The sequence below is a fragment of the Bradyrhizobium lablabi genome (assembly GCF_018129385.1).
Taxonomy (GTDB): domain Bacteria; phylum Pseudomonadota; class Alphaproteobacteria; order Rhizobiales; family Xanthobacteraceae; genus Bradyrhizobium; species Bradyrhizobium lablabi_C.
On the sequence record NZ_JAFCLN010000038.1, the window covers coordinates 1 to 17936 of the forward strand.

At 62.6% G+C, this 17936-nt stretch carries 28 protein-coding genes and 2 tRNA genes; 13 read left to right on the forward strand and 17 right to left on the reverse strand.

Features of this window, described 5'->3' with window-relative positions; all coding sequences use genetic code 11:
• Nucleotides 1–287 precede the first annotated feature (287 nt).
• The 5 genes from JQ628_RS33955 to JQ628_RS33975 all read right to left on the reverse strand — a co-directional run bounded on the left by JQ628_RS33955 (nt 288) and on the right by JQ628_RS33975 (nt 3073).
• Nucleotides 288–364: transfer RNA gene (locus JQ628_RS33955), tRNA-Pro, on the reverse strand.
• 54 nt (nt 365–418) lie between these two features.
• A complete protein-coding gene (locus JQ628_RS33960; protein WP_212230864.1) occupies nt 419–898 on the reverse strand; it encodes a DUF192 domain-containing protein in 480 nt (159 codons plus the stop codon).
• A 126-nt stretch (nt 899–1024) separates the two neighbouring features.
• Nucleotides 1025–1681 (reverse strand): cold-shock protein, encoded by a 657-nt coding sequence (locus tag JQ628_RS33965; RefSeq protein WP_212230866.1) that lies wholly within the window; start codon nt 1679–1681, stop codon nt 1025–1027.
• A 303-nt stretch (nt 1682–1984) separates the two neighbouring features.
• A complete protein-coding gene (locus tag JQ628_RS33970) occupies nt 1985–2746 on the reverse strand; it encodes an SIR2 family NAD-dependent protein deacylase (RefSeq protein WP_212230869.1) in 762 nt (253 codons plus the stop codon).
• 81 nt (nt 2747–2827) lie between these two features.
• Entirely contained in the window at nt 2828–3073 is a 246-nt protein-coding gene (locus tag JQ628_RS33975; RefSeq protein WP_212230872.1) for a hypothetical protein, read from the reverse strand.
• Nucleotides 3074–3264: 191 nt separating this feature from the next.
• Here JQ628_RS33975 and JQ628_RS33980 point away from each other — a divergent pair, with 191 nt between their 5' ends.
• A complete protein-coding gene (locus JQ628_RS33980; protein ID WP_212230876.1) occupies nt 3265–3441 on the forward strand; it encodes a hypothetical protein in 177 nt (58 codons plus the stop codon).
• 56 nt (nt 3442–3497) lie between these two features.
• Here JQ628_RS33980 and JQ628_RS33985 read toward each other — a convergent pair whose 3' ends face one another.
• From JQ628_RS33985 to JQ628_RS33995, 3 genes are all read right to left on the reverse strand, one after another.
• Nucleotides 3498–3776: a hypothetical protein gene (locus JQ628_RS33985; protein ID WP_212230878.1), complete on the reverse strand. Its 279-nt coding sequence runs from the start codon at nt 3774–3776 to the stop codon at nt 3498–3500.
• Between the two features lie 319 nt (nt 3777–4095).
• The gene (locus tag JQ628_RS33990; protein WP_212230936.1) at nt 4096–4281 is read right to left on the reverse strand and encodes a hypothetical protein; all 186 of its coding nucleotides are present in this window, start codon (nt 4279–4281) and stop codon (nt 4096–4098) included.
• Between the two features lie 201 nt (nt 4282–4482).
• The gene (locus JQ628_RS33995) at nt 4483–4620 is read right to left on the reverse strand and encodes a hypothetical protein (RefSeq protein ID WP_249128747.1); all 138 of its coding nucleotides are present in this window, start codon (nt 4618–4620) and stop codon (nt 4483–4485) included.
• Between the two features lie 150 nt (nt 4621–4770).
• On the opposite strand from JQ628_RS33995, the gene JQ628_RS34000 reads away from it, so the two are divergent.
• Nucleotides 4771–4956 (forward strand): hypothetical protein, encoded by a 186-nt coding sequence (locus JQ628_RS34000; RefSeq protein ID WP_212230881.1) that lies wholly within the window; start codon nt 4771–4773, stop codon nt 4954–4956.
• Nucleotides 4957–5019: 63 nt separating this feature from the next.
• Here the strand turns inward: JQ628_RS34000 and JQ628_RS34005 are convergent, their stop codons facing one another.
• Nucleotides 5020–5157, reverse strand: a complete 138-nt coding sequence (locus JQ628_RS34005; RefSeq protein ID WP_212230884.1) for a hypothetical protein — start codon at nt 5155–5157, stop codon at nt 5020–5022.
• A 136-nt stretch (nt 5158–5293) separates the two neighbouring features.
• Between JQ628_RS34005 and JQ628_RS34010 the strand changes: the two genes are divergently transcribed.
• Nucleotides 5294–5452 carry a hypothetical protein gene (locus JQ628_RS34010; protein ID WP_212230887.1) on the forward strand — a complete coding sequence of 53 codons (159 nt, stop codon included), beginning with the start codon at nt 5294–5296 and terminating at the stop codon, nt 5450–5452.
• A 23-nt stretch (nt 5453–5475) separates the two neighbouring features.
• Here JQ628_RS34010 and JQ628_RS34015 read toward each other — a convergent pair whose 3' ends face one another.
• Nucleotides 5476–5664 (reverse strand): hypothetical protein, encoded by a 189-nt coding sequence (locus JQ628_RS34015; protein ID WP_212230939.1) that lies wholly within the window; start codon nt 5662–5664, stop codon nt 5476–5478.
• Nucleotides 5665–5864: 200 nt separating this feature from the next.
• Between JQ628_RS34015 and JQ628_RS34020 the strand changes: the two genes are divergently transcribed.
• The 3 genes from JQ628_RS34020 (at nt 5865) to JQ628_RS34030 (ending at nt 7437) form a co-directional block, all read left to right on the forward strand.
• Nucleotides 5865–6317: a VOC family protein gene (locus JQ628_RS34020; protein WP_212230890.1), complete on the forward strand. Its 453-nt coding sequence runs from the start codon at nt 5865–5867 to the stop codon at nt 6315–6317.
• A complete protein-coding gene (locus tag JQ628_RS34025) occupies nt 6314–6535 on the forward strand; it encodes a hypothetical protein (RefSeq protein WP_212230893.1) in 222 nt (73 codons plus the stop codon). The genes JQ628_RS34020 and JQ628_RS34025 overlap by 4 nt, the downstream gene beginning before the upstream one ends.
• A 266-nt stretch (nt 6536–6801) precedes the next feature.
• A complete protein-coding gene (locus JQ628_RS34030; protein WP_212230896.1) occupies nt 6802–7437 on the forward strand; it encodes a glutathione S-transferase family protein in 636 nt (211 codons plus the stop codon).
• Between the two features lie 16 nt (nt 7438–7453).
• Here the strand turns inward: JQ628_RS34030 and JQ628_RS34035 are convergent, their stop codons facing one another.
• The gene (locus JQ628_RS34035; protein ID WP_212230899.1) at nt 7454–7714 is read right to left on the reverse strand and encodes a PilZ domain-containing protein; all 261 of its coding nucleotides are present in this window, start codon (nt 7712–7714) and stop codon (nt 7454–7456) included.
• Between the two features lie 133 nt (nt 7715–7847).
• Nucleotides 7848–7922: transfer RNA gene (locus JQ628_RS34040), tRNA-Glu, on the reverse strand.
• Nucleotides 7923–8147: 225 nt separating this feature from the next.
• On the opposite strand from JQ628_RS34040, the gene JQ628_RS34045 reads away from it, so the two are divergent.
• The 4 genes from JQ628_RS34045 (at nt 8148) to JQ628_RS34060 (ending at nt 10898) form a co-directional block, all read left to right on the forward strand.
• A complete protein-coding gene (locus JQ628_RS34045; protein ID WP_212230902.1) occupies nt 8148–8666 on the forward strand; it encodes a hypothetical protein in 519 nt (172 codons plus the stop codon).
• A 279-nt stretch (nt 8667–8945) separates the two neighbouring features.
• Nucleotides 8946–9230: a hypothetical protein gene (locus JQ628_RS34050; protein WP_212230905.1), complete on the forward strand. Its 285-nt coding sequence runs from the start codon at nt 8946–8948 to the stop codon at nt 9228–9230.
• 67 nt (nt 9231–9297) lie between these two features.
• Nucleotides 9298–9651 carry a nuclear transport factor 2 family protein gene (locus JQ628_RS34055; protein ID WP_212230908.1) on the forward strand — a complete coding sequence of 118 codons (354 nt, stop codon included), beginning with the start codon at nt 9298–9300 and terminating at the stop codon, nt 9649–9651.
• 14 nt (nt 9652–9665) lie between these two features.
• Entirely contained in the window at nt 9666–10898 is a 1233-nt protein-coding gene (locus JQ628_RS34060; protein ID WP_212230911.1) for a Zn-dependent hydrolase, read from the forward strand.
• 19 nt (nt 10899–10917) lie between these two features.
• Here the strand turns inward: JQ628_RS34060 and JQ628_RS34065 are convergent, their stop codons facing one another.
• Nucleotides 10918–11319 (reverse strand): hypothetical protein, encoded by a 402-nt coding sequence (locus JQ628_RS34065; RefSeq protein WP_212230914.1) that lies wholly within the window; start codon nt 11317–11319, stop codon nt 10918–10920.
• 357 nt (nt 11320–11676) lie between these two features.
• On the opposite strand from JQ628_RS34065, the gene JQ628_RS34070 reads away from it, so the two are divergent.
• The 3 genes from JQ628_RS34070 (at nt 11677) to JQ628_RS34080 (ending at nt 14697) form a co-directional block, all read left to right on the forward strand.
• Nucleotides 11677–12714: a PrsW family glutamic-type intramembrane protease gene (locus tag JQ628_RS34070; protein ID WP_212230917.1), complete on the forward strand. Its 1038-nt coding sequence runs from the start codon at nt 11677–11679 to the stop codon at nt 12712–12714.
• A gap of 120 nt (nt 12715–12834) precedes the next feature.
• Complete coding sequence (locus tag JQ628_RS34075; RefSeq protein WP_212230934.1) at nt 12835–13368, forward strand: HdeD family acid-resistance protein; 534 nt, start codon at nt 12835–12837, stop codon at nt 13366–13368.
• A 249-nt stretch (nt 13369–13617) separates the two neighbouring features.
• The gene (locus tag JQ628_RS34080) at nt 13618–14697 is read left to right on the forward strand and encodes a 3-deoxy-7-phosphoheptulonate synthase (RefSeq protein ID WP_212230920.1); all 1080 of its coding nucleotides are present in this window, start codon (nt 13618–13620) and stop codon (nt 14695–14697) included.
• A gap of 128 nt (nt 14698–14825) precedes the next feature.
• Here JQ628_RS34080 and JQ628_RS34085 read toward each other — a convergent pair whose 3' ends face one another.
• The 4 genes from JQ628_RS34085 to epmA are packed head-to-tail and all read right to left on the reverse strand — an operon-like array spanning nt 14826 to nt 17464.
• Nucleotides 14826–15074: a hypothetical protein gene (locus JQ628_RS34085; protein ID WP_212230923.1), complete on the reverse strand. Its 249-nt coding sequence runs from the start codon at nt 15072–15074 to the stop codon at nt 14826–14828.
• A gap of 28 nt (nt 15075–15102) precedes the next feature.
• On the reverse strand, nt 15103–15312 hold the full coding sequence (locus tag JQ628_RS34090; protein WP_212230942.1) for a hypothetical protein: 210 nt from the start codon (nt 15310–15312) through the stop codon (nt 15103–15105).
• Nucleotides 15309–16403 (reverse strand): lysine-2,3-aminomutase-like protein, encoded by a 1095-nt coding sequence (locus tag JQ628_RS34095; RefSeq protein ID WP_212230927.1) that lies wholly within the window; start codon nt 16401–16403, stop codon nt 15309–15311. The genes JQ628_RS34090 and JQ628_RS34095 overlap by 4 nt, the downstream gene beginning before the upstream one ends.
• Nucleotides 16404–16411: 8 nt before the next feature.
• Nucleotides 16412–17464, reverse strand: coding sequence for an EF-P lysine aminoacylase EpmA (gene epmA, locus JQ628_RS34100; RefSeq protein WP_349628161.1), 1053 nt, complete (start codon nt 17462–17464; stop codon nt 16412–16414).
• Nucleotides 17465–17936 lie beyond the last annotated feature (472 nt).

The following is a 17936-nucleotide window of genomic DNA, read 5'->3' on the forward strand; positions in this document are numbered from 1 at the left end:
GTGCAGCTTTTTGTGCTTGCGCATCAGGCACACGAGACCGCGGGTGCAGCGCGCACCCGGCATTCCCTGCGCCCTCTCTTCGGAGGGGAGCAACGAGATTGCAAAACTCGGGCACAGTGTGTCGCGAGAACGTTGACACACACCCGTCATCCCCGCGCAGGCGGGGATCCAGTACGCCGCAGCTTCTCGGCTCGATCACTACGGCCTCTGGAATACTGGATCCCCGCCTGCGCGGGGATGACGAGCGGGAGTGGCTATTGAAATTCAGGTACAACTATTCGGGATTTTGGTCGGGGCAGCTGGATTCGAACCAACGACCTGCAGTACCCAAAACTGCCGCGCTACCAGGCTGCGCTATACCCCGATCCGGCGTCGATAACATGCCTGAACGGCCGCCAGCAAGGCGCCCAAAATGGCTTTAACGCCGGTTAAACAGCGGGTGTGCCACCCGGTCGCCGGGCTGGATGCCGTACTTCTGCGCGGTGCCGGCCACCACTTCCAGCACGCCCTTGGCAAGGCCGCCGGACGAGATGATTTTGGTCGACATCGGCTCGGTGTTTTCCGCGATCCGCAGGATGCGGCCGTCGGCGCGGATGAAGATCATGTCGAGCGAAACGTAGGTGTTCTTCATCCACATCGAGATCTGCTGCTCCGGCGAGAAGTCGAACAGCATGCCTTTGCCGTCGGGCAATTCCTTCCGGTACATCAGGCCGGTCTGCCTCTCCTCCTCCGTCGTCGCCATCTCGACCGAGAAGACGTGCACGCCGGTCTTGGTGACGATCTCGAGCGGCTGGAAGTTTGCGGCCTCTACGCCGGGAGTCGCGAGCAGGGAAAGCGCCGCAACAACAGCCGCCAGCAAAGCGGTGCGCCAGCCGCAGCGATATCGATCGAAATTCATGGAACAGGCTCAACCAACAGACGATTTTCGTGGCCGACCCTAACCTGCCGAATACGGCAAAGACCAGAGGCCGGGCGGCCGAGATGGCCCGCCGGGCTCACAATCCCGTCAGGTAAAGGAGGCCGGTCAGTGGGAAGAGAGCGCCGAAGGGCCGGTCTCGGGATGGATTTCGGCCGCCATCATGCCCTTGGAGCCGGGTCCGAACCGTACCAGCACGTACTGGCCGGGGCGCAGCTCGGTCATGCCGAAGCGGCGCAGCGTTTCCATGTGCACGAAGATGTCGGGCGTGCCCTCGCCGCAAGTCAGGAAGCCGAAACCGCGCAGCCGGTTGAACCATTTGACCTGCGCCCGCTCCAGGCCGGAGGTCGGGGTGACCGTGACATGGGTGCGTGGCGGCAGCATCTGCGCCGGGTGGATCGCGGTCGATTCGTCCATCGAGAGGATGCGGAACGCCTGATAGCCCTTTGCGCGCTGCACACATTCGACCACCACACGGGCGCCTTCATAGGCCGTCTGATAGCCGTCGCGCCGAAGCACGGTGACATGCAGCAAAACGTCGGGCCAGCCATTGTCGGGCACGATGAAGCCGTACCCCTTCGATGCATCGAACCATTTGATGACGCCGGCGATTTCGACAAGATTGGCCGCCGCATCGCCGAGGCCCGAGAGCGCGTCGAGCGCCGCATCGGCGCCCGCAGAAAACTCATTCTGTCCAAGCCGGTTGGGACCCGCCCCGCCTGGCGGCACCCCGAGCTTCTTGGACTCAAATCCGTCCGACCCCATGACCCCGGACCCCACACATCGTTTGACGGCGCATCATCTCAACGTGACGACACCGAAACGCGCACCCATCCATGACAACTCATGACAACGCCGCGCGAATCTCTCGAATCAAAAGATAACATCCCCGCCTGCGGCGCATAGCCAAAAAACAATCTTGCCGGGAACTATGAACAGTCTTGCACAGGCCCGAATCAAATGGGCCTGGAGCGTTTTCAAGCGAAGTGGATCCCGGTTCGCGTGAAGAAAACGCGTCAAAACAAAAAGCTAGAGCCCCGTTCCGATTCAATCGGAACGGAAAAAGCTCTAGTTGCCCACAAACGGCCCAAGCGTCTCGCCGATGTCGTGGCGGATGACGAGATCGGCGATGTCATCCTGCTCGGTCGGTTCGTTATTGATGATAACCAGTTTGGCGCCAGAGCGTTTAGCCATCAGCGGAAATCCGGCTGCCGGCCACACCACCAGCGACGATCCGATGGCCAGGAACAGGTCGCATTCCTGCGCGAGTTCCGTGGCGCGGCGCATCGCATCCTCCGGCATCGCCTGCCCGAACGAGATGGTGGCGGTCTTCACGGGCTCATCGCAAACGGTGCAGTCGGGCGCGCTGCCGCTCTCCTCGAAGCGCTCCCTGACCCAGGGCAGGCCATAGGCCTGCCCGCAGCCGATGCAGCGCGCAAAGGTCGTGTTGCCATGCAGTTCGATCACGTCATCGGCCTTGAAGCCGGACGCTTGATGCAAATTATCAATGTTCTGCGTGATGATCGCCGGCGTCTTGCCGGCCCGGTAGAGCGAGGCGAGCGCGCGATGTCCGCGTCCGGGTCTTGCCGCGGCAAAGGTCGGTTCCATCGCAAAGCGGCGGCGCCACGCCTCGTCACGCGCGTCACGATTGGCGACGAATTCGTCGAACGGGATCGGCCGGTTGCGAGTCCAAAGCCCACCGGGCGAGCGGAAGTCGGGGATGCCGGATTCCGTCGAGATGCCGGCGCCGGTGAAGGGAACGATGATGGAGGCTTCGGCGATCATGTCGCCGAGCCGTTCGACGCCGCTGCGAATATCCGATGCGATCACTGGACAAATCCACGATTTAAGGCCGTGCCAACTATAGCACGGCCCCAAAGATTGCCAGTTCGATGCGAGTTGCGGAATTGCCTAGGCCGCCTCTGCCGCCGCGTCCGCGACCGGCTCCTCCTGCGGCGGCACCGCATTCTTCTTCGGCTTGGCGACAGGCGCGGTCTGCGCCTTCTTGCCGGACTTGCCGAACTGCGACAGCCGCTCCAGCTCCGCTTCGAGTTCCAGCTGGCGCGCCGCAACCTTCTCGGCGAGCTTTTCAGTGACGCGCTCGCGCAATGCAGCGAGTTCGTCGATGTTCAGTGAATCAAGATCGATCTTTGCCATGACAGCCTCCCGTTACTCTTCCGCCTTTTCGCTACCGGCTGAATGCGAGAGCGACAAGAGTCGTCGAATTCTTATCCACGATGTTCGCTCCGCATGTACGCGATCACATTCTCGCACTGGCATTTTCAAATTCGCGCCGCAATCGCGGCAGCGAATGACACGTGAGACGAATCAACAAGAAGGATGGGGCGATGACGGAGCAGCAGGAGCGACTTGCACGCGGACGTGCGGAAATCGCTTCGCGCGTCGCGAGCTTCAAGGCAACGCAGGAAAAATTCCAACGCGAGCGCGAGGCGTATTACGTCGCGACCTTGTCAGGTGCATGGGATGGATTCAATCGGCCGCCGGACTTCACCGAAATTCCCTGATGCAAACGAAAAAGCCCGGAGCTTGCTCCGGGCCTTTCTCGCCTACCAGTGGCTCCTTACCAGCCGCCATAATAGTAGTGACGCCGGTAGTACGGTCCGCCGTAATAGGCGTATGGTCCCGGCCCGCCATAATAGCGTGGGCCATAGTAGCCGTAGCCCGGTCCGTAATAATAAGGGCTACTCGCGGCAGCGCCGGCAGCGATCGCGCCGGCGGCGAGACCGAATGCCAAGCCAGGCCCAATGCCACGGCCGCGCGCCTCAGCCGGTGCCGGCACAGTTACCGCAGCCGCTCCGACCACCGCGACGGTTGCCAAAACTCCGAGTGTTTTCTTCATGGCTACCTCCTCGCAAGAACTGCCGGAATAACGCTTCTGCGATCACGCCAGTTGCCCGGGAACCGGGGAACCGCGCGTTAAATATGCGCAATGTTGGCGGAACGAACTGCGCAGTCGGCCGCGAACTCGATCCGTTAACTCCGAGTTGGCTGCGATGCGGGAACGATTTGTGACCTCCAGGGATTTTCTTCTCAAAGAGGTGAAGCCATGCCTGTCTGGATGGAAATTCTGATCAACGTGATGGGCTATGCCGGCTTTGTAGCCATTGCGACTTTCCACAAGCCGTCACGCGAACGCCCGTGCGACGGACCGACTTGCGTCAGTTAGCCTTGTGCGGCTGACCGGCCGTGCGCATCAGCCGATCGGCCTTGACCAGGACGCGATCGGTGTCCGGTTGCGGACGCAACGAAAAGCTGATCGCAACGAAGGCAGCGCAGAACAACAGGCCAATCGCCATCACCCGCCTGTGGGTCGGTCTGTCGGCATTGTGAAATGAAGGGACCATGGCTGCTGCTCTCCGTCACCCAGCCGTAGGCACAACCTCCGATACACTCAATCTGAATCGGCCCTTAACCTAACTGAATAGGGTTATCCGCAGTCGGTAAGCCGTTTGTTAGGGAAACGCGGCGTGCAAGCCGTCCGACGAAAGTGGCGCGAACGCGCGGCCCCGGCTCCCGAGACCGCCGGAATACCGCGCGCCCTTCTGTCAGCCTGTCACCAGGCCAACAAACGCCTTCAAGAGACAGACGGCCAATGCCGACGAGAACAGCGACGTTCCGACGTCGGCCAGATAGAGAAGCTGTCTCTTCTGCTCGGCATCAAGCTGTGCGATGGCCTTGCGCATGTCCCAGCTCCTTGCCCGATCGCATACGGCGGATCGGCTCGCTGACCACATCAACGCGCTTTGCCCGCGGCCGTTCCCCGCGCCGTTAACCCAATCTCTTTACAAAACGTAAACGTGCGCTTGCGAGGTTTGGGACAGGAGGAGTGTCTCATGCTCGTCTATCCCGTTCCTGTCGCGGTAACGCAGGCCAGAATTCAACTGGTCGCCCATCAGACCGAAAAAGCCGCGCCCAGCATCATCGCCGAAGCCGTGCTCGACGTGTTCGCCGCCAAGAATCAGGCCGAGCGCGAGGCGCTTGCCGACATGAAGGCGGCCATGGTGGATGTGAAGGTCTGAACGGAGAGCGCAACCCTCGCACCCGAGGGATCATCAAGGGATCATCAAGGGATCATCAAGGGATCAAGCCGCGCGCCGTTCCTGCTCGGCCAGCGCTTTCTCGATCTGGCGCACTACCGCTGCGGTCGGGCGGCCCTCTCGTTCGAGGCGCCGCAGGCAATTCCACAGGCGGATGATTTCTCGTTCTTTCTCGGCGTCCATGGCGCTCACCCCGAATCAACGCCAATGTGAACGAAAAGGGAACGATTTGCAAGTGCGGAAAACGGAAGCGCGAAACCGTGATGTTACGGCCTGAACCTTTGCGCCGCGAGCCTTACTCAAAATCAAAGGTGCTCACATGACCCAAGCACAGCATTACCGGTTTCAGGCCGAGCAGGCGAAGCGTCTCGCCGCCCAGGTGAGCAATGACGAAGTCCGCGAGCGGCTGCTGGAAATGGCCGGCGAATACAGCCGCTATGCCGAACTGATGGAAGCGCGCGAAACCGACAGGTTCTGAAGGCCGCCGCCCGGTCGGAGCCTTCAGCGCTTGGCCGCCAGCCGTGCGGCGACAGGTGTCTCTTCATCACCGATCTGCTGAACCGCAAGCCGCTTCACGAACTTCAAGATCCCGCGCACGGTCAATTGCAGCACGACCTCGTGATGCCTCAGTCCTTTCCCGCCTTTGACGAGGCCGAGATCCCGGATCAAGCAATACTGGCCGCTGCTCATTCGAGCTAGCCGGCAATTCGCAAAACGCCGCATGCTGCGACAATGCACTGCCCGGCGCTTTCGTCAATTCTTGACGCCTGCGAATCGCCCGACGCAATGGAACGCCAGGGCAACGTGAAGCGCAGCCCCCTGCCCGCTGCCATATTTTGCTGCTATTCAGTCACCGGCCAAACCAAACCCAACTCAAGGGACCAGGAAACATGCGTTACCTTCACACCATGCTGCGCGTGCGCAATCTCGATACCGCGATGAAGTTCTATCAGGACGCGCTGGGGCTGAAGGAAGTGCGCCGCGTCGACAACGACAAGGGCCGCTTCACGCTGGTGTTCCTGTGCGCGCCCGAGGACGAAGGACTGTTCAAGGCCGCGCCGCAAAACCGCGGCGCGCCGCTGGTCGAGCTGACCTACAACTGGGACGAGGAGAAATATGGCGAGGACCGCTATTTCGGCCACCTCGCCTATGAGGTCGACGACATCTACGCGACTTGCGACAAGCTCGTGAAGATGGGCGTCACCATCAACCGTCCGCCGCGCGACGGCAACATGGCGTTCGTGCGCTCGCCCGACCTGCATTCGATCGAGCTCTTGCAGAAGGGCGAACCGAAGCCGCCGGCCGAACCGTGGGCGTCGATGGCCAACACCGGCCACTGGTGAGCGCCTACAAATTCTTCGTGCACGTCCGTCATCCCGCCTATCGCCTGGTGGTGAAGGCGGACGCGCCGTTTCCGTCAGGCACGAGCGAGAGCGAGTGGAGGTTGACGCGCACTCGCGAAGCCGGCGACGTCAACGCTGAAGTGCGCGAAGCTGTCGGCAAGGACGGATATTCGCTGTTCAGGATCGGGCTGTCGCTCTCGGAGATCCCCGAAACATAGGAACCAACTTTTATTCCTCGCGTTGCCTCCTCAAACAGGAATATGGAGGAGAGACGATGGGACGTGGAATTCTGCTTTGGCTCTTGGGTGTGCCTATCCCGGTAATACTTCTGCTGTGGCTGTTCTTCGGTCACTGATTGCCAAACGACGAAGGTGAAGCGAGGCCGGGCTCCGTCATTTGCATGACGGGGCCTGATTTTTGCCGACGCTTTTTCCCGCGCATTCCGCTATGACCGGCCAAATTTCAAACAGGCGGGAGCTGAGGCGTGGCGGGAAAACTGACGGTGTGGGGCCGGGCCAATTCGGTCAATGTGCAAAAAGTGCTGTGGTGCCTGGCCGAACTCGATCTCGCCTATGAACGCATCGATGCCGGCATGGCGTTCGGCAAAAACGACCAGCCGGAATATCTCGCGATGAATCCCAACGGACGCGTGCCGACGCTGGTCGACGGCAATTACGTGCTGTGGGAATCCAATTCGGTCATGCGCTACCTCAACCTCGCCTATGGCAAGGGCTCGCCGATCTGTCCGCAGGATGCGCGGACGCGCGCTGCGGTCGATCGCTGGCTGGACTGGACGCTGTCGACGCTCCAGCCGGTGGACCGGCCGGTGTTCTGGGCGCTGGTGCGCACGCCAAAGGAAAAGCGCGACATGGCGGCGATCCAGAAGGACGTCGATGCTGAAGCGGTGGTGTGGCGCATCCCGGAAGCGCTGCTCGCAAGGCGCCGCTATATCGAGGGCGAGCAGTTCACCATCGCCGACATCGCGCTCGGCGCCTTTGCGCGCCGCTGGTTCGGCGTCGAGGGTGTGAGCAAGCCAACGCTGCCCAATCTCGAACGCTGGTTCGCCGAGATTTCAAAGCGCCCCGGATTTGTAAAATATCTTTCGGCACCGATGACGTGAGCTGCGTGCCGGCAGACTAGCTCACGAACTTGATGCCAACGGTGCTGCCACGGCGCCAGACCACTTCGCACGCGCGTCCGGTGCGGGCATCGCGCGAGAACGCGAGGCGCAGCTTGGCGGGCAGCGTGTTGGGATCGTCGATGGTGACCTTCGCCCCCGAACTCGAAAGGTCCTGCACCACGCACGGGCGCGCCGCAAAGCCGCCGTCGAGCGTGATCCAGCCCGGCTGATGCATCGATTTGCGCGCTTCGCGCTTCTTGGTCCTGAGTAAAGCCATCGAATTCGTTCCAGACGCCCGATTGGCTACATCATTCGGCTTTAGAAACAGTTGCGCCGATACCAGAATCTTCGCGGCCACTTTGCGGCGGCGGAACCGAGAACAGGCGAGGGGATCAAGGGATTTGGGGCGATGGCGCTCCCTAGCGGAATCGAACCGCTCTCTCCACCGTGAAAGGGTGGCGTCCTAACCGATAGACGAAGGGAGCAAAAGTTAAGCTAAATCAATGCTTTGGGCGATTGATTTGACTTGGCCTGTCACCGGCCGCGACGGTCGGCCCCGGCGGCGACGGAGCGAACGTATAGTGGCGTTTGACGGGCCGGGCAAGTCGCCGCGGAACAGCTTTTTGCCGATTGCGGTTTGCCACTTTCGTTCGGTACCTGTTCAATGTGATCGTTGCCGACACTGGCGAGTTGAAGCGCACGGAATGGCCATGGAGTTCACTCGCATCGCTGGTCCCGAGGAAATGGAAGTCTGGAAGGCCAGCAGCAATGCTGTTTCTTTCGTGATCAGTTATGGGAGCCGAAACGGTCCGGGATTGCATGGGCAAACTGGTTTTGCCGTGTCATGGCGTCCGATTGCTGAAAACAGGCCCGCCGTGGGGGTCGGCGGATCGCCCTTTAGGACGCTGGCTGAAGCCAAAGAAGCCTGTAACGCAATGGCAAGCGTCCTGATGGACGCAGGACGAATGGGTGGCCGTGTCAATTTCGATGCGAGGGCAGTGCTGCGGAAATGGCCTTCTCTCCGCAACGAGCGAAGTGCTGGTGCTCTCGATCCGTACCTGATTATGGACCATAGCCTAGGTGAGTGCCTCCAGCAGTTCATGGCCAAGCCGATTTCTGTGCGGCACCTCTACGAAATACATATCGTTCCGAAGCCGCCGTTCGCTAAGGCCGTCTTGCCCGAAGGGCTGATCCTCGAATTTGCGCGGCTGCGTGGGTTGGATTCGTAGATTATTCACAGCCGCGAGCCTGGGCCGGCCATCCGGCTCGTCCACACGGATTGAAATTTGCCGGCGCCGCCCGGGTCCGTTTTCATGGGGCATGACTTCCCCCAGACGTTCGGCTACGCCGGCTTGGTCAACATCACGCCAAACTGGCATGATCGAAAAATCCGATTCCTGTTTCAGTGGTGATGGAAAGCGAGAATGAGGAATATTTTTGTTGCTACGTTCGTTGTCGGGAAATGCCTGGCTTTTGCTTTCTCGGCGGAAGCGGCTACCGAGTGTTCGATGTCCGCAACGCTCGCGAACTGGGGCGAAAAATCGACCGGCTTCATCACCATCGCGCCCAAGGAAAGTTGCCAGTTTCCGCTCAAGCTGCCCGGCACGATCGCCAGTTCTGAAATCTCGCAGAAGCCGGGCCGCGGCAAACTGAAGAAGATCGACACGTCCACCTATCAGTATTCGGCAAAGGCGCGGTTCAAGGGCACCGATACCTTTGCAATTACGGCGACCGGCAGGGATGAGAAGACATCCGGCAGCTCCACAATTTCAGTAGAGGTGACGATCAAATAATACCGGCCTATCATCGGCATATCCGTCCTGCGGCCTGTTCGGGCTGCGAAAAGTGGTGGAAGCAGAGATGGCCCCTTCACCGGGCGAACGCGACCAACTGTTCAAAGGCTTTGCGCGCGCCCTTTTCAAGGGCGACATCGAGGCGCTGTATGAGGTCGTCACGCCGGACTTCCTCTGGAGCTTTCACGACGGCCTTGCGGTGACAAAGTCCCTTGCCGGTCCCGAAGCCATCCGAAAGCACCTCGACGAGCAAAGGGCGCTGTTCTCGGCCCAGCGTTTCCACGACGTGGTCTATCATCATACCGACGACATCAGCTTCATGACCTTCCGCGTCAGCGAGACCGTTCGCGCCACCGGCGAGCAGCGGGAGCAGCGTGGTATCGAGCACTACAGCTTTCGGGATGGAAAGCTTGCCGACTGACATCGGCGCACCTCATGGCTGACAACCGTTCGCAATTCGATGGCGCCCGGGTCCTTGCCGACCTCAATGCGCTCCGTGCCATCGGCACCTACAAGACCGGCGTGCACAAGCCGACCTTTTCGGAGCCCCATCTGCGCTCGCTCGAGTGGCTGGCGCAGCGCCTTCCCGAGGCCGGGCTGACAGCCGAGATCGACGGCATCGGCAATGTGCTCGGCACCAGCGCAAAGCCCGGACCGAAGCTGCTCGCGGGCTCGCATCTCGAAAGCCAGAATTTTGCCGGCTGGCTCGATGGGCCGCTCGGCGTCGTCTACGCACTGGAGGCCGCGCGCGTGATCAATCCCGATCCGGACGTGAGCGGCGCCGTCGAGGTCGCATCATGGTGCGACGAGGAAGGGCATTTTGGCTCGTTCCTCGGCAGCCGGTCGTATGTCGGCGGCGTCTCTGAGCAGGATATCGACGCCGCGCGCGACCGCACCAGCGGCAAGCCGATGCGTGATGCTTTACGCGAGGCCGGTCTTGCCGGACGAGCGCGCGTCATCGCCGAACGCGGCCGCCACGTCGGCTATCTCGAGGCCCATATCGAGCAGGGCCGGACACTCGAAGACGGCGGCCTTGCGATCGGCGTCGTCACCTCCATCGTCGGCATCTGGCAATACCGCATCGTCTTCACCGGCGAGCAAAATCACGCCGGCACCACGCGGATGAATATTCGCAAGGATGCAGGTCTTGCGCTGGCGCGGTTTTGCGTTGCGATCGACGAGCGTTTTCCCGCCGCGTGCGGGCCGCGCACGGTGTGGACCACCGGCCGGATCACACTCGATCCCGGCTCCCCCAGCATCATCCCGGGACAAGCGGAAATGCTGTTCCAGATCCGTGACGATGACCCGCGCGTGATCGAGCGGCTCGAAGAGCTGTTGCGCAGCATGGCCGCGGAGACGACGACGCGAGGCCCCTGCGCGGTCGCCGTGGAGCGCCTCCGTACCGGCGCGCCCGCCATGATGGATGCGAGTTTCCAGGAGGCGATCGAGGCGGCAAGCAAGAGCTTTGCCGGCGGCAGATCGATCCGCATGCCCAGCGCCGCCGGTCATGACGCGCAAATGCTTGCGACCATCATGCCGGCGGGCATGCTGTTCGTGCCGTCGATCGGCGGCATCAGCCATCACTGGACCGAAAACACCGCCGATGCCGACATCGTCACCGGCGCCGAAGTATTCGTCGACGCCTGCCGGCGCCTGCTGGCACGATGAACGCAGCGCGCTTTGCGCGTTATCGATCGAACGGAATGTACTGGTGGTACTGCTGCGGGATCCGGCTGCGATAACGTGACGGCACGGTGCCTTTGTCGATCGATCTGTCGATCTCCTGCTGGCGCGTCTCCTTCTTCGACGCGGTTTTCTTTTTCTTCGGCTCGGCCGCCTCTTTCTTCGGCTCTGCGGGTTTGTCGGTCGCCGCTGCCGCCGGCTTGTCCGCAGGCGGCGCTGTGGCCGCCGGCGCGGCCGTCGCCGGAGCCGCTGCCGGCGCCGCCGCCGCCCCCGCCGCGGGAGCTGCTGCAGCACCCGCCGCCGATCCGGCAGCAGGGGCGTTTTGCGCAAGGGCTGCGCCCGCGCTCAGGGAGATGATCGAAACCGCTGTCGCAATGGAAAAAAGTCTTGGCAAAAGTCTTGGCATGTGGAGCTCCGCTGTTGCCCGAGCCGCAATAACGGGCAGCGTATTCCCCCGGCCTTGCACGGCGCAAGCCCCGCAAGCGCCTACAGCGGAAGCAAATCGGAACGTCGCGGTCTCGCACGGCCCGTCGTCGATTCAGGCACGACGACGCTGCGGCAGCACGCCACGTCAAAATGTCCGGCCGCCTGTGGCAACCACAACGTCACGACATGATCGAGCCTCATTTGAGCCGGCATCGTGGGAGATCAGCCACGGTTTTGTCGAAACGGAACTAAAAACGCGAAATCCAGGCCGGAAACAGGTACTCTCGGAAGCCCGTTTTCCCGATGCTGCCGAAACCAGAAGCTGCGCCTTGCCAAAATGCTCCTGATCCTCGAATCCCTCCCCACCGTCATCGGTACTGCCGCGGTCGCCCCGGCATTGTTCTTCCTGTGGCTGGTGATCGCCACCGACGAGCGGCCGGGACCTCCGGTCCGGGTGTGGGGCGCATTTTTCCTCGGTGCGGCGAGTATTTCGCTGCTGGGCCTGGCGCGGGCGCCGTTCACAAAACTGCTGGCGGGCACTGGCCATCCCTGGGTCGACCAGGCCTTGCATTCGCTGTTTGCGGTCGCAGCCCCCGAGGAGATCGTGAAGGTGCTGGTGATCGTCGTCATCTCGTTCGTCCGGCGGCGGACCTATGCCGACCCGATGGACACCGTGGTCTACGGCGCGGCCGCCGGGCTCGGCTTTGCGGCTTACGAAAACCTCGCTTATCTCGTGCAGCATCCCGAGATCTGGCGGGCGCTGGCGGCGCTGCGCAGCGTGCTGACCGTGCCGTTCCACGGGGCGCTCGGCATCATCGCCGGCGCCTACCTTGCGATCGCGCGGGCCGGCACGGCGCTGGGCGCGCACCGCCATCATCGCGACTGGGCGCGCCTGTCGAGCTACTTCATGGTGCTGTTCGCCCCGATCGCCTTGCATGCGGCGTTCGATTTTCCGCTGCTCTTGCTTCAGAAGGGCGGGCTCGATCCGACCACCCGCATGATCCTGGGCGCCTCGAGCGTGCTGATCGGCGCCATGTCGATCGCGTTTGCCGTGCGCCTGGTGCGGCGGGTCGGCCGCCATCACGCCCCCCGCACCGAAGTGGCGCGCGAACGCCTCGGCGAACTCCGGCGGATGTGGGCGCTTTTGCTGTTCGGCGGCGGAGCCGGATTTGCGGGAGTAATCTTCGTGCTGGGCGCGGTGCGCCGCTGGCTCATGAATCCCGATCGCAACCTCGCGGCGGTGGCAAGTTCGGTCGGAATCATCACGATCCTGATCGGAATCGCGTTGCTGGTTGCCACCACGGCCGTCTACTTTCTCGGCCGTAACCGCATGCGCGCGTCCTCCGACGGCTTTTCCGCGTCGGGTCAGGGTTGACCAACCGATAATTGCCAGCCTGACATCTCCGGGGTCTATACTGCGCCGGTCGACATTTGCTGCACAGCCGGGAGAGCTTGAGTGACCCTTCCCCACGACATCAACGAATTGCAGGCCAGGATGCGCGATGCCGTGCGCGCGCATTGGAAGGCGTTCCTGTTCGAAGGCATCGTGCTTGCGATCCTGGGGCTGGCGGCGATCATCGTGCCGCCGCTGGCGAGCCTTGCCGTCACAATTTTCCTCGGCTGGATGTTTTTGATCAGCGGCGTCTTTGGCCTCTTCGTCTCGTACTGGGCGCGGGAGATGCCGGGCTTCTGGTGGTCGCTGATCTCGGCGGCACTGGCGGTTCTGGCGGGCGGGCTCCTGCTCGCGCGCCCGATGCAGGGCGTGCTGACCCTGACCATCGTGGTCGGCGCCTATTTCCTCGCCGAGGGAGTTGCCACCATCATGTATGCGCTGGAACATCGCCGCGAATTGTCCCAGCGCTGGTCGTGGCTGCTGGTGGCCGGCGCGATGGACATCATCATCGCCGGGCTGATCTTCGCCGGCCTGCCGGGATCGGCGGAATGGGCGATCGGGCTGCTGGTGGGCCTTAACCTCCTGTTCGGCGGCGCCACCCTGATCGGCATGTCGCTGGCCGCCCGCAAGATGTGATACCGATCGGCAACACCTGCGCGTGATCGCGCAGGTGACGGGGTGACAAGTCCTCACGCGGACGCTATATGCCTCCCCATGATCAACCGCGCCACCAGCTATTTTTGGTACTTTAGCTACGACAGCTCGCTGGCGGTGGGAGGATCGCGCGCAATCTGAGAAGTTGCAGCAAGTAGTCCGAACAAGCCGCCAGGCCCTGGCGGCTTTTTTGTTTTGGCCGGCAGGTTCACCCCTCAAGGAGCTAAAGCCGTGCTGAGCACCACCGATGACCTTCGCATCGTCGAACTGAAGGAACTGAGTACGCCCGAAGCGGTGATGCGGGAGATCCCGCGCACCCTGACCTCGACCCGCGTCGTGATGGCCGCGCGTAACGCCATCCACGGCATTTTGAACGGGACCGACGACCGCCTCTTGGTCGTGGTCGGCCCCTGTTCGGTGCACGATCCCCTCGCCGCCGTCGACTACGCCAACCGCCTCGCAGGCTTGCGGGAGAAACTTTCCGACCGGCTCGAGATCGTGATGCGGGTCTATTTCGAGAAGCCGCGCACGACCGTTGGTTGGAAGGGCCTGATCAACGACCCCAATCTCGACGGCAGCTTCGACATCAACAAGGGTCTGCACCTCGCCCGCAGCGTGTTGTCCGCGATCAACAATCTCGGCCTGCCCGCCGGCACCGAATTCCTCGACATGACGACGCCGCAATACATCGCCGACCTCGTCGCATGGGCGGCGATCGGCGCGCGCACGACCGAAAGCCAGATTCATCGCGAGCTTGCCTCGGGCCTCTCCTGTCCGGTCGGTTTCAAGAACGGCACCGACGGCAACGTGCGCATCGCGGCCGATGCCGTGAAATCCGCCTCGCATCCGCATCATTTCATGGCGGTGACCAAGGGCGGCCGCTCGGCGATTGCGGCCACGCGAGGCAATGCCGACTGTCACATCATCCTGCGCGGCGGCAGCAAGCCGAACTATGACGCCGCCAGCGTCGATGCCGCCGCCAGCGAACTGGCGCGCGCCGGCGTCGGCCAGCGGGTGATGGTCGATGCCAGCCACGCCAACAGCAGCAAGCGGCCGGAGAATCAGCCGCTGGTGGTGGCCGACATCGCCCGGCAGATCACGGGCGGCGAGCAACGCATCATGGGCGTGATGATCGAGAGCAATCTGATCGCTGGCCGCCAGGATGTCGTTCCGGGAATGGCGTTGACTTATGGGCAGAGCATCACGGACGGTTGCATCGACTGGAACACGACTTTTTCGTCGCTGAACGTGCTGGCCGATGCCGTGGCAGCGCGGCGGGAACTACGAGAACCGAAGGAGCGTTCGGCCTAGTCGGGCCTCGTGGTTCGAGGCGCGTGGCGTTGCCGCCGCGCTCCTCACCATGAGGGTCTGGGACCTCATCCAGAGGAGCATCGCGGCGCGATGCGTCTCGAAGGATGAAGCCAACGATGCCGCGGCAATCAGCAGCCGCGGCAGATGCTCTTGATCTTCTTGTCGAGCGCGGCGTTTTCCTTGCTGAGCGGATCGTTCGGATCGACATTCTGCTGATTGGGCACATCGCTGGCGCGCGGCTGGCGATGGCCTACCGGCGCCGGCAGCGGTCCGGAATTCTTGACCGCCGTGGACGAGCCGCCGCCGCCTTGCTGGGCAAGCGCTACGGGGCCACCGATCAAAACCACCAGTGCCATCGACAAGAGGGTTCTACGCATCCCGGTTCTCCCGTTTCTCAAGTTTCGTTTATCGCGTTCGCTCCGGAACCTCGATCGTCGCACAATTGCGGCGCCCCTGGGCGGCGCAGTCCTGCGCCTTGCGGACGTCGGCCATGGTGCCGAGCAACCAGATCCCTGTAGCCACCAGCACCACGAAGAAACCCAGCATGACCACGTTCTCGAGAGCGCGGTTGCCTTCCTCCGGCGGCTCCGGCCTGTCCTTGCCTCCGTCCGTCATGTTGCGACCGGCGGATAGAGGTGAACCTCGCCACAATAATCGAGAACACGATAGCGCGTTTCATGCGATAGATCACGTTTGCCGTACTCGTCCTGCGACAAATAGCCGGGGCCAACCGGCGCCTTGCCGTGACCGCCGGGGATATCGAGGACATATTCCGGCTGGCACAGGCCGGAAACCCGGCCGCGCAACGTGCGCATCAAGGCCTGGCCCTGTTCCAGCGTCGTTCGCAGATGGGCGGTGCCCGGCGCGAGATCGCCGTGATGCAGGTAATAAGGCTTGATCCGGCATTCGACAAAAGTTCGCATCAAACTTTCGAGCGTCACCGCATCGTCATTGACGCCGCGCAGCAGCACCGACTGGCTGACCAGCGGGATGCCGGCGTCCGCAAGTCGCGCGCAGGCCGCGCGCGCATCTGCCGAAAATTCACGCGGATGATTCGCATGCACCGCGACCCAGGTCGTTGCGCCATCGATCCTGAGGCCGGCCACCAGTTCAGGCGTGATGCGCGCGGGATCGGCGACCGGCACGCGGGTGTGAATGCGGATGATCCTGACGTGATCGATGGCGGCAAGATCGGTCATGATGTCGGCGAGCCGGCGCGGCGACAGCATCAGCGGATCGCCGCCGGTCAGGATCACTTCCCAGATTTCGCCGTGGCTGCGGATGTAGTTTAGCGCGGCTTGATAGGCCTCGTCCGACAACGCGGTCGCCTTGCCTGGCCCGACCATCTCGCGGCGGAAGCAGAAGCGGCAATAGACCGCGCAGACGGCCACCAGCTTGAACAGCACGCGGTCGGGATAGCGATGCACGATGCCAGCGACCGGCGAATGCGCGTCGTCGCCGATCGGGTCGGCGTTTTCGCCTGACGTTGCGATCAGTTCCTCCGCGCTCGGAATGAACTGCCGCGCGATCGGATCGGCGGGATCGTCAGCGTCGATCAGTGCGGCGATGTCAGGCGTCACCGCTACCGCATAGCGGGCGGCAACCTTCTCCAGCGCCGGAAGATCGGCTTCACGCGAAAGCCCGCGCGCCACCAGTTCATCGGGCCGGCGCAAGGTTGCTGCGAGTTTTGGGTCAAAACTGTTCATCTGCCAATTCAAGCCTCACCAGCCGGCGGCGTCCATACCACCTGGTCGATCCTGATCGCGCCGCTTGCCAGCATCACCAGCCGGTCGAAGCCGAGCGCGACGCCGCTCGCTTGCGGCATCCTTGCGACCGCGGCCAAAAATTCCTCGTCGAGCGGGTAGCGCTCGCCGTAACGCCGCTGCTTTTCGTTCATCGCCTCGGTGAAACGATGGCGCTGCTCGGCGGCATCGGTCAATTCGCCAAATCCGTTGGCGAGCTCAACGCCGCACGCATAGACCTCAAAGCGCTCGGCGACCCGCGGGTCATCCGGCTTTACGCGCGCCAGTGCGGCTTCCGGCGCGGGGTATTCGAACAGCACGGTCAAGCGCCCCTGCCCCAGATTGGGCTCGACATGTTCGACCAATACCTTGCTGAAGATATCGGACCAGGTGTCGTCGTCCGCAACCCGCACTTTTCCTGATGCCGCCGCGGCAAGCGCGGCCCGGTCGCCCTCGCCGCCGGCGATCGTGGCCAGAAGATCGATGCCCGCGAATCGTTCGAAGGCGGCAGCCACCGTCAACAGTTCGGGCTCGACAAATGGATCGGCACTGCGGCCGCGAAAGGAAAATGTTCCGATGCCGGTGGCCTGCGCGGCATGCGCAATCACGACGATCGTGTCGGCCATGATGGCGTCATAGGCCGCATTGGCGCGGTACCATTCCAGCATGGTGAATTCGGGCAGATGCAGGTCGCCGCGCTCGCGGTCGCGGAACACGCGCGCGAATTCGAAAATCTTTTGCTCACCCGCGGCCAGCAGTTTCTTGCACGCAAATTCCGGCGAGGTGCGCAGGTAACGCGCCGCGCGCGAACCATCGGCGCGCACAAGCTCGGTGCGCGGCGCATGCAGATGCGTCTCATTGCCGGGCGATATCTGCAAAATCGCGGTCTCGACCTCGACAAACCCCTGTTCGTCGAACCAGGCGCGGACCGCGCGCGCAATTTCCCGCCGCGCCAGCAGAAACGGCTTTCGATCGGCGTGCCGGGCCGGCGACCACCAGGGCGATGGTTGATCCGATTTCGTCACCAGCGAGTCCAAACACTTAGGAAGCAGACATATACCATTGATATTGCTTCGATTTACCGCAGGGCGAGATAGAGGGATAGTCTGACGGCTGGCCTGCGAGCCTTCATGTCCAAAGAACGGGTTCTTGTCCATGTGATCCTGAGCCAGATGCGCTGCTCACCGGAGGCCCCCGCTTGTCATCCCCGCCAACGGGTCGCGCGCGCCCGATGACAGGCTCCGGCGGGGATCCAGTGCTCCGCGGCTTCTCGATTCAATCACTGCGGCCTCTGGAATACTGGATCGCCCGGTCCGCACATCGAGCCGGGCGACAACGATTGAGTATGGGTCAGCGTTCTCGCGACGCAATTTGCATCCGAGCTTTTGCAATCTCGTTTGCTCCTCTCCGGAGAGAGGGCGCAGGGAATGCCGGGTGCGCGCTGCACCCGCGGTCTCGTGTGCTGTGCTTGCGCAACAAAAAGGTGCACACGAGCAT

Coding starts and splice junctions, on each gene's coding strand:
- JQ628_RS34055 (WP_212230908.1), top strand. CDS start 9,298: ATGGCCCCTTCACCGGGCGAACGCGACCAACTGTTCAAAGGCTTTGCG.
- JQ628_RS34045 (WP_212230902.1), top strand. CDS start 8,148: ATGGAGTTCACTCGCATCGCTGGTCCCGAGGAAATGGAAGTCTGGAAG.
- JQ628_RS34065 (WP_212230914.1), bottom strand. CDS start 11,319: ATGCCAAGACTTTTGCCAAGACTTTTTTCCATTGCGACAGCGGTTTCG.
- JQ628_RS34015 (WP_212230939.1), bottom strand. CDS start 5,664: ATGAGCAGCGGCCAGTATTGCTTGATCCGGGATCTCGGCCTCGTCAAA.
- JQ628_RS34035 (WP_212230899.1), bottom strand. CDS start 7,714: ATGGCTTTACTCAGGACCAAGAAGCGCGAAGCGCGCAAATCGATGCAT.
- JQ628_RS34090 (WP_212230942.1), bottom strand. CDS start 15,312: ATGACGGACGGAGGCAAGGACAGGCCGGAGCCGCCGGAGGAAGGCAAC.
- JQ628_RS34060 (WP_212230911.1), top strand. CDS start 9,666: ATGGCTGACAACCGTTCGCAATTCGATGGCGCCCGGGTCCTTGCCGAC.
- JQ628_RS33980 (WP_212230876.1), top strand. CDS start 3,265: ATGACGGAGCAGCAGGAGCGACTTGCACGCGGACGTGCGGAAATCGCT.
- JQ628_RS33990 (WP_212230936.1), bottom strand. CDS start 4,281: ATGGTCCCTTCATTTCACAATGCCGACAGACCGACCCACAGGCGGGTG.
- JQ628_RS34000 (WP_212230881.1), top strand. CDS start 4,771: ATGCTCGTCTATCCCGTTCCTGTCGCGGTAACGCAGGCCAGAATTCAA.
- JQ628_RS33985 (WP_212230878.1), bottom strand. CDS start 3,776: ATGAAGAAAACACTCGGAGTTTTGGCAACCGTCGCGGTGGTCGGAGCG.
- JQ628_RS34070 (WP_212230917.1), top strand. CDS start 11,677: ATGCTCCTGATCCTCGAATCCCTCCCCACCGTCATCGGTACTGCCGCG.
- JQ628_RS34095 (WP_212230927.1), bottom strand. CDS start 16,403: ATGAACAGTTTTGACCCAAAACTCGCAGCAACCTTGCGCCGGCCCGAT.
- JQ628_RS34050 (WP_212230905.1), top strand. CDS start 8,946: ATGTCCGCAACGCTCGCGAACTGGGGCGAAAAATCGACCGGCTTCATC.
- JQ628_RS33995 (WP_249128747.1), bottom strand. CDS start 4,620: ATGCGCAAGGCCATCGCACAGCTTGATGCCGAGCAGAAGAGACAGCTT.
- JQ628_RS33965 (WP_212230866.1), bottom strand. CDS start 1,681: ATGGGGTCGGACGGATTTGAGTCCAAGAAGCTCGGGGTGCCGCCAGGC.
- JQ628_RS34075 (WP_212230934.1), top strand. CDS start 12,835: ATGCGCGATGCCGTGCGCGCGCATTGGAAGGCGTTCCTGTTCGAAGGC.
- JQ628_RS34020 (WP_212230890.1), top strand. CDS start 5,865: ATGCGTTACCTTCACACCATGCTGCGCGTGCGCAATCTCGATACCGCG.
- JQ628_RS33975 (WP_212230872.1), bottom strand. CDS start 3,073: ATGGCAAAGATCGATCTTGATTCACTGAACATCGACGAACTCGCTGCA.
- JQ628_RS34085 (WP_212230923.1), bottom strand. CDS start 15,074: ATGCGTAGAACCCTCTTGTCGATGGCACTGGTGGTTTTGATCGGTGGC.
- JQ628_RS34005 (WP_212230884.1), bottom strand. CDS start 5,157: ATGGACGCCGAGAAAGAACGAGAAATCATCCGCCTGTGGAATTGCCTG.
- JQ628_RS33960 (WP_212230864.1), bottom strand. CDS start 898: ATGAATTTCGATCGATATCGCTGCGGCTGGCGCACCGCTTTGCTGGCG.
- JQ628_RS34010 (WP_212230887.1), top strand. CDS start 5,294: ATGACCCAAGCACAGCATTACCGGTTTCAGGCCGAGCAGGCGAAGCGT.